Genomic DNA, 13424 nt, shown 5'->3' with positions numbered 1-13424 from the left:
TGCCGGTAGCCACCGACACCCGCCGGACGTCAGCCGGGCAGGATCGGCACGGCCTTCACCCCGGCCAGGCCGGTGACCTCGCGCCAGTACCTGTCGCCGACCGGATCGGCATTGTTGAGTGCGAACACGGCGCGGGCGTCGGCAACGTACTCGGTCTCCGGCGACGCATCGACCGCCAGAACGGGATTGGTGAGATTGCGCGACGGCAGGGCGTCCATCCTCGAGCCGTCGACCGTCACCTGGACCACCGGTGTATCGGTAGCAACCCGTGCGATGACGATGGCCTCGCCGGTGCTCCAGTCCAGGCTGGTGGCGTCACTGCCGAGTCCGATCGCAACCGCGCGCGGGGCCGTCAGCGAATAGACGCCCGACGGATCGCGTACCACGGTGGCCACGTACACCACGCCGTCGACGATGAGTGCGGCCCGAACGCCGTCGCGGGCCAGCCGGAGTTCGGTGATGCGAGTTCCCAGGGTGGTGACCGCGCGGGCATCGACCGGTATCACCGATACCTGACCGGTCGAGGGGTCGCGGGCCGCGCGAATGACGTTGGTGCCGTCGATGACCGCCCAGGCGGCGTTGTCATCGGCTCCCCATGTCGGACGCGTGATCGACTGCCCCTCGGCCACCGGGAACGCGCCACCGTCGTAGCTACCGACCATCAATGTGCTCGACGGTGCCGGAGCGGGTCTACCGGTGTCCGCGACGCCGGCCACGAGTGTTCCGTCGTTCGACAAGGCCACCGAGCGCAGATTCCGTGCCTGCCCGAAGTACCCGGGGGCGGGTGTGGTCGCGGATTGCTCGACGCGGAGCAGTCGACCGGAGGCCAGTGCGTGCAGGCCGACCGATTCGTTGGTGGAGCTCTGTGGATCGAAGGAGTCGACCCCGGCCGTCGTCCACCCGTCCGGCTTGGTCGTGTCGATGGGTTGTCCGTCGGCGAGCAGCACGTAGGGCCCGGCCACCTCCGCCGAGGCCAGAGTCCAGATCACCTGTGCGGCAAGCAATTCTCGGTCGCGGTCGCCCTTGTTCTGCAAACCACCGAAGTCGATTCTGATGCCGCCGAGACCGACTCCGACCTGTGTAGTCTGTCCGTCGGCCTTGGTGATGGGCCCCCGGATACTGACGTCGTCGGACAATTCGTTGCTCACCGCTGCGGACAGCGCGGACTTGGGTCCATCGATCAACAGCTGCACGAGCTGGTTTGCGAGCTGATCCTGCGATCCGCTCGTCCACCGAACATCCGGCACCAACACCCCACCGAGCGGATCGACGAAGTAGATGGATCGCTGCTGATAGGTGTCCATGAACGCCGAGCGATCGATGACCACACCCGGTGGCAGCTTCGAGATGCGCCATTGGCCGTCGACGCGCGTCATGTCGATCGCGATGTCGAACGTGTCCGATCCGGCCTGATATTCCCCGCCGGGAGCCAGGATTCCCGCTGTCGTCGACCGAATCGTGAATTGCGCAGAGTCTGCAGTTCGGGGCCCCGACAGGGTGTCGATCCGATCTGCGACGACGGTACGAGCGCCGTCGTCCCACGTGTTCGACGCGTCCTCGGTCAGGAACTGTCGGGCGGCCTGGTGGCGGTTGGCCGACACTGCGCTGGCCTCGAAGAAGTCGTCGAGCAGCCGGTCGGGCTCACGTCCGGGTTCGGGAGCCGGGGCGCTGGTGGGCGCGGCACCGTCGGTCAACGTGCCGATGGCCTGGGGGCTCGAGGACTCGGGCAGGCTGGCACAACCGGAGACGAGGGCGGCGATCAGGGCGCAGACTGCAACCGAGCGAGACAGGCGACGAGACGAGCGAATCACGTCGACGACTCCGACGCGGCCCGCTGCGCACCGATGGCCGGGATCGGTTGTCCCTGAGCGTATTTCTTGGTGCTCGGCTTCAACGGCAGAGGTGAGCCGATCACTTTGTGGCCACGGACCAGTGGCACCGTGAGCCGGAAACATGCGCCTTCGCCGACTGCACCCCACGCCTCGAGCTTACCGTCGTGCAGCCGGGCGTCCTCGACGCTGATCGCCAACCCGAGGCCGGTACCGCCGGAGCGCCGGACGCGGGAGGGGTCCGAGCGCCAGAACCGATTGAACACCAGCTTCTCCTCGCCGGGGCGCAGACCGATTCCTTGGTCGCGCACCACGAAGGCTGCCGCGTCGGCATCCGATCTCAGGCGCAGCAGCACCGGCTTGCCTTCCCCGTGATCGAGGGCGTTGGCCAGAAGGTTGCGCAGGATACGTTCGACACGCCGCGGGTCCACCTCGGCGATGACCGCCGTCTCGGGCATGTCGACGATCACCTCGGTACCGGTTTCGCGGGCGAGGTGACGCACCGTGGAGACCGCAGCGCGTGCACACATCCGCAGGTCGAGTTGCTCGGCGGCCAGTTCGGCGACACCGGCGTCGTGGCGGCTGATCTCGAGCAGATCACCGAGCAACGTCTCGAACCGGTCCAGCTCGTTGACCAACAGCTCGGAGGAACGCTTGAGGGCAGGTTCGAGATCGTCACTGGCGTCGTGAATGAGATCCGCGGCCATCCGCACGGTGGTGAGCGGCGTCCGTAGTTCGTGGCTGACGTCGGAGGTGAACCGGCGCTGCAGGTTTCCGAATTCCTCGAGCTGGGTGATCTGTTTGGACAGACTTTCGGCCATCTCGTTGAACGACATCGCCAGCCTCGCCATGTCGTCCTCACCGCGAACCGGCATGCGCTCCTTGAGCCTGCCGTCGGCGAAACGTACTGCGATGCGGGACGCGGATCGAATGGGTAGCACCACCTGCCGCGCGACGAGCATCGCGATCGCGGCAAGGAGTACCAGCAGCACCACGGCCCCGATGAACAGCGTGCCGCGGACCAGGGAGAGCGTCCGGTCTTCGCTGGCGAGCGGGAAGATGAGATACAGCTGCAGCGCCGATATGTCGGAACCGGTGGGCGACCCCATGATGAGCGCCGACCCGGAATATCCGCCGTCACTGTCGGTCACGGTGGCGTACTGCGAGCTGATCAGGCCCTTCTTGACGAAGTCGCGCAAGCTGGCCGGTATCTGGTCGACCGGACCGACCGACGCTTCCGCGCGGGTCGCGTCGCCCTCGACGATCAGAACAGGGTCGAAGGACCCTGCCGACCCGGTGGTCGACGCGGCGTCGAGGTCCTGGTTCGTCAACGCTGCTCTCGCCCGTTCGAGACGGGTGGACAGGCCGCTCGAATCATCGGCACCGGCGAGGTTGCCCTCCACCGTGGTGCGCGAGCGGTCGAGTTCCTCGGTGGCTGCAGACAGCTTCGCTTCGAGCAACCGATCGGTGATCTGGCTGGTCAGAACAACGCCGAGAATCAGGATCACCACGAGCGACAACGTCAGGGTCGAGACGACCACGCGCAGTTGCAGTGACCTTCGCCAGGCATGACCCAGCGATGTGCTCAGCGACCTGAACCAACGCAGGAGCGGGGAGAACTTGCCGTTGATTCGTCGCCGAGAGTGGGAAAAACCGATCACGGCGGTCCGGCCTTGTACCCGACCCCCCTCACGGTCAACACCACCTCCGGGTTCTCCGGATCCTTCTCGACCTTGGCGCGCAGGCGCTGAACGTGGACGTTGACCAGGCGGGTGTCGGCGGCGTGCCGGTAGCCCCACACCTGTTCGAGCAGAACTTCACGGGTGAACACCTGACGGGGCTTGCGGGCCAAGGCGACCAGCAGATCGAATTCGAGCGGAGTGAGCGAGACCAGCTCGTCGCCGCGGCTGACCTTGTGGGCGGGGACGTCGATGACGATGTCGGCGATCGACAACAGTTCGGCCGGCTCGTCCTCGGTTCGACGCAGTCGTGCCCGGACGCGTGCCACCAGCTCCTTCGGCTTGAAGGGCTTCATGATGTAGTCGTCGGCCCCGGATTCGAGACCGAGCACCACATCGACGGTGTCGGTCTTGGCCGTCAGCATGACGATCGGGACCCCCGAGTCGGCTCGCAGCACGCGACAGACGTCGATGCCGTTCATTCCGGGAAGCATCAGGTCGAGCAACACCAGATCGGGTCGATTCTCGCGGACGGCCGCCAGCGCTTGGGTGCCGTCTCCGACGACGAACGGCTCGAATCCCTCACCGCGCAACACGATGGTGAGCATCTCCGCCAGAGCCGAATCGTCGTCCACAACCAGAATCCGAGGCTTCATGGCTCTATCGTGTCACTTTCGGCTCGGCGGATGGCTGATTGAACATGTCGGCGGCGAGTCGATCGGGGTCGACGTCGGCGCGCACGACTCGCCAGGGCGACGCCCAGTTCGTTTCTGCGAGACGGCCGTAGACGGCCGAGGTTCGGGTCTGCAGCGAGCCGTCGCGTTCGTAGGCATCCCGGGTGCGCGCGGCGTCCGCACTCTCACGCGCGGCGGCGCGCTCCGCAGCGAGAGCCACCGGTACGTCCAGCAACACCTGCACGTCCGGAACGGGCACACCGAACCGCTCGAATTCGAGTGACCGGATCCACTCGACGGCCGCTCCGTCGACGGACTGCTCCAACCGCGCCGCGGTGTAGGCGGCGTTGGACGCCACGTACCGGTCCAGCAACACGATATCGTTGCGGGACAACAAGTTTCGGATCTCGTCGGCCGCATCCTTGCGGTCGAGTGCAAACAGCAGCGCCATGGCGTGCACGCTGCCCGCGGTGTCTCCGTGTTCCCCCTGCAGCGCCTCGGCCGCCAGATCGGCATGAACCGACCTTCCGTACCGGGGAAACCCGACCCGGACGACGGCCAGGCCGTCGCGTTCCCACGCCGAGACGAGCCGACGGGCGAGCGTGTTCTTGCCCGCTCCGTCGACTCCCTCGATGACGAAGAGCTTTCCCAACGACCGAACTCTCTCGGTCAGTAGCGGTAGTGCTCGGGCTTGTACGGGCCCTCGACGTCGACGCCGATGTACTCGGCCTGCTCCTTGGTGAGCTTGGTGATCGAGCCGCCCAGCGCTTCGACGTGGATGCGAGCAACCTTCTCGTCGAGGTGCTTGGGCAACCGGTAGACCTCGTTGTCGTACTCACTCGGCTTGGTCCACAGTTCGATCTGCGCGATGACCTGGTTGGAGAAGCTGTTGCTCATGACGAACGACGGGTGACCGGTGGCGTTGCCGAGGTTCAGCAAACGGCCCTCGGACAGCACGATGATCGAGTGCCCGTCCTTGAACTGGAACTCGTCGACCTGCGGCTTGATGTTGATCCGCGTGACGTCGGCAGCCTTCTCGAGGCCGGCCATGTCGATCTCGTTGTCGAAGTGGCCGATGTTGCCCAGGATCGCCTGGTGCTTCATCTTGCGCATGTGCTCGAACGTGATGATCTTGAGGTTGCCCGTCGAGGTGATCACGATGTCGGCCTGCTCGATGAACTCGTCGACCGTGCGCACGTCGAAGCCGTCCATCAGTGCCTGCAGGGCGTTGATGGGATCTGCTTCGGTGACCGTCACGCGAGCGCCCTGGCCCTTGAGTGCCTCGGCGCAGCCCTTGCCCACGTCTCCGTAGCCACAGACCAGCACGGCCTTGCCGCCGATGAGAACGTCGGTGCCACGGTTGATGCCGTCGATCAGCGAATGGCGAGTGCCGTACTTGTTGTCGAACTTGCTCTTGGTGACCGAGTCGTTGACGTTGATGGCCGGGAACGACAGCTCACCGGCAGCAGCGAACTGGTACAACCGCAGCACACCGGTCGTGGTCTCCTCGGTGACACCCTGCACGGATGCGGCAATCTCGGTCCACTTGGTCGTCGACGCCTCGAGGGAGCGACGCAGCAGGCCGAGGAACACCTTGTACTCGTCGGAATCCTGGTCGTCGTCGGTCGGCGGAACGACGCCTGCCTTCTCGAACTGAGCGCCGCGCAGCACCAGCATCGTGGCGTCACCGCCGTCGTCGAGGATCATGTTGGCAGGCTGCTCGGGCCAGGTGAGCATCTGCTCGGCGGCCCACCAGTACTCCTCGAGGGTCTCACCCTTCCAGGCGAACACCGGAACGCCCTTGGGCTCTTCGACGGTGCCGTACGGGCCTACGACGACGGCCGCTGCAGCGTGATCCTGGGTGGAGAAGATGTTGCACGAGGCCCAACGCACCTCGGCACCGAGTGCCACCAGCGTCTCGATCAACACGGCGGTCTGCACCGTCATGTGCAGCGATCCGGATACTCGTGCGCCCTTGAGCGGCTGAACGTCGGCGTACTCGCGACGAAGCGCGATCAGGCCGGGCATCTCGTGCTCTGCCAGCCGTATTTCCTTGCGGCCGAATTCTGCGAGTGACAGGTCTGCGACCTTGAAGTCGATTCCACCGCGGTGTTCCACGGTGAGTGCCGATCCTGACGTAACTGAGGTCGTCATCTTGCCTCTCCTGTTGACTTGAATGTCTTCGTCCAGGCTATCGGGTCGCGGCGCGCGGCGACCGTCTGCCCGGCGAATCGGTCCGATGCCCTTCAGACGGCTCGTCGAGTGGTCCCGCGGTCACCCGTGTTGCTGGGCTCGCGCCAGAATCCGTTCGCGCTTTCGGGGCAGAATGTTGGCCCGGACGAGATCACCGTCGTAGTGGTCGAGCACCCGCGGGTCCATCACCCGACGCCACAGCGGCGGTACCGCTGCCAGTAGAACCATCGTCGCGTACCCGGCGGGCAATTGCGGGGCCTCGTCGCACGAGAGCAGAGTCTGGTATCGCTTCCCCGGATTGGCATGATGATCGCTGTGTCGCTGCAGGTGGTAGAGAAAGATGTTGGTGCACAGCCGGTCGCTGTTCCAACTGTGCCGCGGTGCGCATCGCACGTATCTGCCTCGCTCGTTCGTCTCGCGCAGCAGTGCGTAGTGCTCCACGTAGTTCACCATCTCCAGGAGCACGAATCCCACGACGGCTTGTATCAGCAGATACGGCGCGATCGCCCAGCCGAAGACGACCATCAGCGTGACGAAGAGAACGGCGCTGAGCAGCCACGTGTGCAACAGAGCGTTCGACGGGTGAAACACGGAGTGGCCCTTGCGACGCAGCCGCCGAGCCTCGAGCTTCCAGGCCGAGGCCAGCCCGAGAACAGCGCTGCGCGGCACGAACGTCCACACGCTCTCTCCCAGCCGGGCACTGGCCGGATCCTCCGGAGTGGCCACCCGCACGTGGTGACCGCGGTTGTGCTCGACGAAGAAGTGTCCGTACAGGGTTTGCGACAAGGCCACCTTCGCCAACCAGCGTTCGTGCTGCTCGACGCGGTGGCCCAGCTCGTGGGCGGCGTTGATTCCGGTTCCCGCGACCAGGCCCACCGTCACCGCGAGCCCGATCTTGTCCACCACGCTCAGACCTCCGTACGCCCACATCCAGCAGGCGACGATCAGACCGATGAATTGGATGGGCAGGAACAGGTAGGTGCACCAGCGGTAATAACGGTCGTTCTGCAGCTTGTCGGCCGCAGACGCGTCCGGGTTGTGACCGTCCTCGCCCGCGAGCAGATCGATGATCGGAATGATCACGAAGAACACCAGGACGCCGCTCCACCAGAACACCGGCATGCCGGTCCAGTACACCAATTGGGACGGCAACAGTGCCGATGCCGGTGCCAGCAGACCCAGCATCCACAGGTAGCGCTTGTTGTCCCACCGCCGAACCGCAGGTGCAGCCCCGGCCGAATTCCGCTCCCCGAAAGCGACACCCGAATCGTCCGATGAGGTGATCCGGCCGTCCACGCTCACAGTTGCCACACCCTCTCACCGAATGTTTGCGGTCCTATCAGTTTGTTTTCGAGGGTATAACATGCCGGGCGTTCGGACCGAGGGGTGTGACGCATACCCCGGACACGTCGGATCCGAGAAAACCGGCCCCGCCCGCACAATCGACGGTCGGGGCCGGCCTCGCAAGACGACTCGGCCGCGTCTCACTCGGGTCGCGACTCGACTTTCTTCGCCTCGCGCAGACCCATCACCGAATGGCGGCGACCGTACAGCACGTAGATGACGACACCCGCTGCCATCCACACCAGGAACCGCAACCACGTCTCGACCGACAGGTTGAGCATCAGCCACAGGCATGCGGCCACTGCCAGGATCGGAACCAGCGGAACCCAGGGCACGCGGAACCCGCGCTCGAGATCGGGACGCGTCTTGCGGAGGACGAGCACACCGGCCGACACCAGAACGAAGGCGAACAGCGTGCCGATGTTGACCATCTCCTCGAGCGTGCCGAGAGGGACGAACGCGGCGAGCAGTCCGACCACCACACCGACCAGGATCGTCGTCCGAACCGGCGTGCCCTTCTTCCCGGTGTGGGCCAGACCGCGCGGCACCAGGCCGTCTCGCGACATGGCGAACAGGACGCGAGTCTGCCCCAGCATGAGAACCATGACCACCGTCGTCAGACCGGCCAGTGCGCCGAACGAAATGATGTTCTTGGCCCACGTCAGCCCGTTCAGCTCGAACGCCGTTGCCAGCGTGGCACTGTCGCCGGCCAGATCCGTGTACTTGACCATCCCGGTCAGCACCAAGGTCACCGCCACGTAGAGCACGGTCACGATGGCCAAGGATCCGAGGATGCCGCGCGGCAATGCCTTCTGCGGCTCCTTCGTCTCCTCGGCCGTTGTCGCGACCACGTCGAAGCCGATGAACGCGAAGAACACCAGCGACGCCGCCGCCAGCAGTCCGTACCAACCGAAGGTGCTACCGCCCGCACCGGTGACGAAGGAGAACAGGGACTGATGAAGCCCCTCACCCGTGGACGCGGGCTCGGACGGCGGAATGTACGGGTCGTAGTTGGCGACCTTGATGTAGAACGCACCGAGCACGACGACGAACAGCACGACGATCACCTTGATGGCTGTGATCACCAACGACACGCGCGAGGACAACTTGGTTCCCGAGGCGATGAGAACCGTCAACACCACCACGATGAGAAGTGCGCCCCAGTCGAAATTCAGCGAACCGATCTGCAGTACCGGGGCCGACGTGCCGAGCAGGTCTCCCAGGTAGAGCGACCAGGCCTTCGCCACCACCGCCGCGGCGAGTCCGAATTCCAGGATCAGATCCCAGCCGATGATCCAGGCGATGAACTCACCGAATGCGGCGTAGGAGAACGTGTAGGCACTACCGGCGACCGGAACCGTGGAGGCGAACTCGGCGTAACAGAGGGCAGCGAGCCCGCAGGCGATGGCCGCCAACACGAACGCCACCGAAACAGCCGGTCCGGCAACGTTTCCGGCAGTCCTCGCCGTCAGCGTGAAAATGCCGGCTCCGACCGCCACCGCGACACCGAACACGGTCAGATCCCACGAACCGAGCTCCTTGCGCAACTTGGTGTCCGGTTCGTCGGTGTCCTTGATCGATTGTTCGATCGACTTGGTCCGGAACCACCCCGTCGTACGCGGGGGCTTCCTGGGCCGGTCTGCCTTGGTCATCGGACCTCCGTATCGCCACGTCGCTTCTGCAGACGGCCGATCCGATCGGACCCACCCGTCCCAGAATTCACTGTGACATCACCTTATTGGTAGCGGGCACCCGTGTCGGACACTTCGGCCACTCGACTTGCCGCGCCTTACGACTGCAATGATCCGACCGCCGCCACGAACACTTCGGCACCGTCGGAGTCCGCGGTGACGGTGACCGATCGGTCGGCAGCGGGAATCCACGCCGAACTACCTTGGGGCACGGTGAGCCCCGCGTGTGTGTCACCGGTCGTCGCCAGCACCGAACCGCTGGTGCACAACAGAATTCGCGGACCGGTTCCAGGAATCTCGACGGTCTCCCCCGGACCGACCGCCGTCCGGCTGAGGACGAATTCAGGGGCCGGCGTCGGGTATCGGTAGGTGGGCCGATCGTTCTCACCCGGCGTGATCGGAGAGATGTCGGCGGGCTCGAAGTCCAGCACGCGCAACAACTCCGGCACGTCGACGTGCTTGGGCGTCAACCCTCCACGCAGAACGTTGTCGGAGTTGGCCATGATCTCCACACCGGTTCCGCGCAGGTACGCATGGAGATTGCCCGCATCCAGGTACAGGCCCTGGCCGGGAGTCAGGGTGACCCGATTGAGCAGTAAGGCCGCCAGTACTCCAGCATCACCGGGATACGACTCCCCCAGCTCGAGCAACGTCCGTGCCTCGGCGGCGAATCGACCGCCGTCGGCGCGGGCAGGCCCCGACAGATAATCGATGCAGCCCTGGGCGACCGCAGGCAACAGGTCGTCCAGGGACTGCCCGGGCAACGTGATCCACGAGGTGAACACCGTCCGGAGGCCCGACGCGTCGGGCTGAGCGGCGAGCAACGTGCGATACCCCGCGAGGGACGGCACGGCCAACGCATCGAGAAACTCGACCGTCTCGGCCGGTTGCCGAAACCCTGCCAGTGCTTCGAATTCGGTGAGTGCCACGATCAGCTCGGGCTTGTGATTGGCGTCCCGGTAATTGCGCACCGGGGAATCGATCGCAACACCTGCGGCATTCTCCCGCGCGAAGCCCTCACGCGCCTGCGCGCTGCTCGGATGTGCCTGCAACGACAGAGGTTCTTCTGCGGCAAGCAATTTCAGCAAGTACGGCAGCCGCGACGAGAAGTCCTCTGCAGAGCCGCCCAACTGTGTTTCCGGATCCCCGTCGATGAGGGTGAGCAACGGCGTGCTGCCACCCTCGTGAACCACGTGCGCAGAATCGGCCGGGTGTGCACCCAGCCAGATCTCCGCCTCGGGATGATCGGACGGTACCGGCCTACCCTGGATACGAGCCAGAGCAGTGCGCGAACCCCAAGCGTAGGACCGGACTGCGCCTCGCAGGAGTTGCACTAGCTACCGCCCATCAACGACAAGTACGCGGCAGTGGTGTCCAACCGCGTTGCCAACACCGACATCGTGTCGAGCATCGAGAGTGTAACCGGATCGGGTGACGCCGCGCGGGCCTCGAAACCCGAACTCACGAACTCCCCGCCGGACGTCGCCTCACCGGACTCGGTCAGTACCAGTTCGGAATTCGGAACACCGGCAATGCGTCGTTCGGTCAGCGCGCGATCGGATTCGGACGCCAGGACGAATACCCGCATCGGCTGTTCGGGAGCCGGTCCGTCGAGCTCCTCGTCGTGGAAGATCGAGTCGAAGGTGCTGACCGGCCCCGATGACTCGACCATGGACGCACGGATGGACGCAGCGATGACATCGCCGAGCTCACCCGCAGCCACGATCAGACCGGCCACCCGCAGCAACACCTCGCTACCGTGCCGCGCCACCTCGACGGCAGCCGGCCCGGCACCGCTGAGCACCACACGTTTGCCGCTGAACCCACTGGCAAGCGCTTTGGCAGGGTTGTGGAACACCTCGTTGGACGGGCTGTTGCGCACAGCCTCGGCATCGAGCAGATCTGCGAGCCGAGAAAGGTTGGGCAGCAGCGCCTTCCACGAACCACCGGCAACCGCGCCGAGGACGGCCACGAACGCCGCGAGGTAGCGCATCAGCGCATTGTGGTCACGCACCGCTATGCGCGGCGGCAACCACATGACCCTGGCACCGCGCACGGCACGCAAGGGACCCTCTTCCGGTGCCACGACGACGACCTCCGCGCCGCGCCGCGCTGCCGCGTCGACCGATTCGGCCAAGCGCGGATCGCCTGCATCGTCGCCGGCCACCACGACGACATCCAGTGGCCCGATCCACGGCGGAGTTCCGGTACTACGAACCAGGGGAACGCCCAAATGGTTTCCGAGAGCAGCGACAAGCAGAGACGCGGCACGGCTGCTGCGGCCGTCGCCGGTCACTATCACCACGCTGCGAGGTCGCAGGTCGGCCAGGCGCGCCAGCACCGACTCTTCGACCGCAGTGGCGACGGCGCGTACTTGAGCACCCGCGAGCGCGGCGCTGCGGAGCGCGCCCTCCCGATCGGCGGCCACGATCGCGCCGGCGTCGTCGAGATCGACCAGAGACGTCACTGCCCTCATGACCTCGGCACCTTCCCTTACGTCACCGACTCGAAATGCCTGCATACCCACTTGTGAACTCTAGGTAACCACTATTCCAGTCCGGAGCGAACGATGCTCAATATCTCGGTCGACAACGCGTCGACCTCGGTGCGGGTGCGCGCCTCGACATTGAGTCTCAACAGGGGCTCGGTGTTGGACGCACGCAAGTTGAACCATGCACCACCCTCGAGGTCGACGGTCACGCCGTCGAGACGGTCGATTCCGGTGGTCCGATCGGCGAACGCGTCGAGCACGGCCTGGGTGCGTTCGGCTGCGTCGTCGACCGTCGAGTTGATCTCACCCGACGCGCTGTACGTCTCGTACGAAGCCATCATCTCCGAGAGCGGTCGATCCTGTGCGCCGAGGGCAGCGAGAACGTGCAGCGCGGCGAGCATGCCGGAATCGGCACCCCAGAAATCACGGAAGTAATAGTGCGCGGAATGTTCTCCGCCGAAGATCGCACCGGTATCGGCCATCTGCTGCTTGATGAACGAGTGCCCCACTCGGGTGCGGACAGGCTTGCCGCCGAGCGCGGTGACCAGCTCCGGCACCGCACGCGAGGTGATGAGATTGTGAATGATCGACGCACCGGGCTCCTTGGCCAGCTCGCGTTCTGCCACCAAGCAGGTCACGGCCGACGGCGAGACCGGATCGCCCTTCTCGTCGACGACGAAGCACCGGTCGGCGTCTCCGTCGAACGCGAGCCCGATGTCGGCACCGGTCTCGACGACGAAGCGCTGCAGATCCACCAGGTTCGCCGGATCCAGTGGGTTGGCCTCGTGATTGGGGAAGCTGCCGTCGAGTTCGAAGAACAACGGTTCGATCGTCACCGGGAGCGGAGCGAACACCGCGGGGACCGTGTGCCCGCCCATGCCGTTACCCGCGTCGACGGCGATCTTCATGGATCCGATGCCGGAAAGATCGACCAGGTCGCGAACGAACCCGGCGTAGTCGGTCAACACGTCTCGCGACGTTGCCGTACCGGCCGGGCCGTCGAAGTCCGGCACGCCGTCGATCAGTTCCGACTTGATCGTGGCCAGCCCGGTGTCCTGCCCCACCGGCTTGGCACCGGCGCGGCAGAGCTTGATTCCGTTGTACTTCGCCGGATTGTGGCTTGCGGTGAACATGGCACCGGGGCATTCGAGCAGGCCCGACGCGAAGTAGAGCTGATCGGTCGAGGCGAGACCGATGTGCACGACGTCGAGCCCCTGCGCGGTGACGCCGTCCGCGAAAGCGCGGGACAGGCCCGGCGAGGAGTCGCGCATGTCGTGTCCGACGACGACAGTCCGCGCCGCGCCCTCCTCGTCGCGTACCAACCGGGCGAACGATGCACCGACGTCTCGGACGAACGCCTCGTCGATCTGCTCACCTACGACGCCACGGACGTCGTAGGCCTTGATGACGGCGTTGACGGACTCTGCGGTTCGGGCCACGAAGATTCTCCTGATTGTCGGTCGTCCGGCGTCGGACATCCAGCGTTGGGTACGGGGCGATCAACACCGAAGCTCGGCAGACCG

Annotated in this window: 10 protein-coding genes; all 10 read right to left on the bottom strand. The window is 65.4% G+C overall.

Annotation, left to right across the window (positions count from 1 at the left end; translation table 11 throughout):
* Positions 1-29: 29 nt before the first annotated feature.
* A complete protein-coding gene (gene lpqB / locus CH278_RS16030; protein WP_370878676.1) occupies positions 30-1811 on the bottom strand; it encodes an MtrAB system accessory lipoprotein LpqB in 1782 nt (593 codons plus the stop codon).
* Positions 1808-3490: an MtrAB system histidine kinase MtrB gene (gene mtrB, locus CH278_RS16025; protein WP_032366296.1), complete on the bottom strand. Its 1683-nt coding sequence runs from the start codon at positions 3488-3490 to the stop codon at positions 1808-1810. Before mtrB ends, lpqB begins: the two co-directional genes overlap by 4 nt.
* A complete protein-coding gene (gene mtrA / locus CH278_RS16020) occupies positions 3487-4164 on the bottom strand; it encodes an MtrAB system response regulator MtrA (RefSeq protein ID WP_027496508.1) in 678 nt (225 codons plus the stop codon). Before mtrA ends, mtrB begins: the two co-directional genes overlap by 4 nt.
* 4 nt (positions 4165-4168) lie before the next feature.
* Entirely contained in the window at positions 4169-4834 is a 666-nt protein-coding gene (locus CH278_RS16015) for a dTMP kinase (protein ID WP_032370710.1), read from the bottom strand.
* 17 nt (positions 4835-4851) lie between these two features.
* Positions 4852-6336 (bottom strand): adenosylhomocysteinase, encoded by a 1485-nt coding sequence (gene ahcY, locus CH278_RS16010; protein WP_027496506.1) that lies wholly within the window; start codon positions 6334-6336, stop codon positions 4852-4854.
* A 120-nt stretch (positions 6337-6456) separates the two neighbouring features.
* Entirely contained in the window at positions 6457-7560 is a 1104-nt protein-coding gene (locus CH278_RS16005) for an alkane 1-monooxygenase (protein ID WP_081371345.1), read from the bottom strand.
* Positions 7561-7859: 299 nt separating this feature from the next.
* Entirely contained in the window at positions 7860-9371 is a 1512-nt protein-coding gene (locus tag CH278_RS16000) for an amino acid permease (protein ID WP_027496504.1), read from the bottom strand.
* A 137-nt stretch (positions 9372-9508) separates the two neighbouring features.
* Complete coding sequence (gene manA / locus CH278_RS15995; protein WP_027496503.1) at positions 9509-10744, bottom strand: mannose-6-phosphate isomerase, class I; 1236 nt, start codon at positions 10742-10744, stop codon at positions 9509-9511.
* The gene (locus CH278_RS15990; RefSeq protein ID WP_032408106.1) at positions 10744-11886 is read right to left on the bottom strand and encodes a hypothetical protein; all 1143 of its coding nucleotides are present in this window, start codon (positions 11884-11886) and stop codon (positions 10744-10746) included. Before CH278_RS15990 ends, manA begins: the two co-directional genes overlap by 1 nt.
* Before the next feature lie 71 nt (positions 11887-11957).
* Complete coding sequence (locus CH278_RS15985) at positions 11958-13340, bottom strand: phosphomannomutase/phosphoglucomutase (RefSeq protein WP_052060877.1); 1383 nt, start codon at positions 13338-13340, stop codon at positions 11958-11960.
* Positions 13341-13424: the final 84 nt, after the last annotated feature.

Origin of the sequence: Rhodococcus sp. 05-2254-5 (assembly GCF_002258575.1) — a bacterium.
Lineage (GTDB): Bacteria > Actinomycetota > Actinomycetes > Mycobacteriales > Mycobacteriaceae > Rhodococcoides > Rhodococcoides fascians.
The sequence above is the reverse complement of the archived record's forward strand: the minus strand, read 5'-3'. Positions and strand labels throughout refer to the sequence as shown.

What these genes read in the sequence shown, in the direction of transcription:
- mtrA (WP_027496508.1), bottom strand. Translation starts at nt 4,164, where the DNA reads ATGAAGCCTCGGATTCTGGTTGTGGACGACGATTCGGCTCTGGCGGAG.
- CH278_RS16000 (WP_027496504.1), bottom strand. Translation starts at nt 9,371, where the DNA reads ATGACCAAGGCAGACCGGCCCAGGAAGCCCCCGCGTACGACGGGGTGG.
- CH278_RS15990 (WP_032408106.1), bottom strand. Translation starts at nt 11,886, where the DNA reads ATGAGGGCAGTGACGTCTCTGGTCGATCTCGACGACGCCGGCGCGATC.
- ahcY (WP_027496506.1), bottom strand. Translation starts at nt 6,336, where the DNA reads ATGACGACCTCAGTTACGTCAGGATCGGCACTCACCGTGGAACACCGC.
- CH278_RS16005 (WP_081371345.1), bottom strand. Translation starts at nt 7,560, where the DNA reads ATGCTGGGTCTGCTGGCACCGGCATCGGCACTGTTGCCGTCCCAATTG.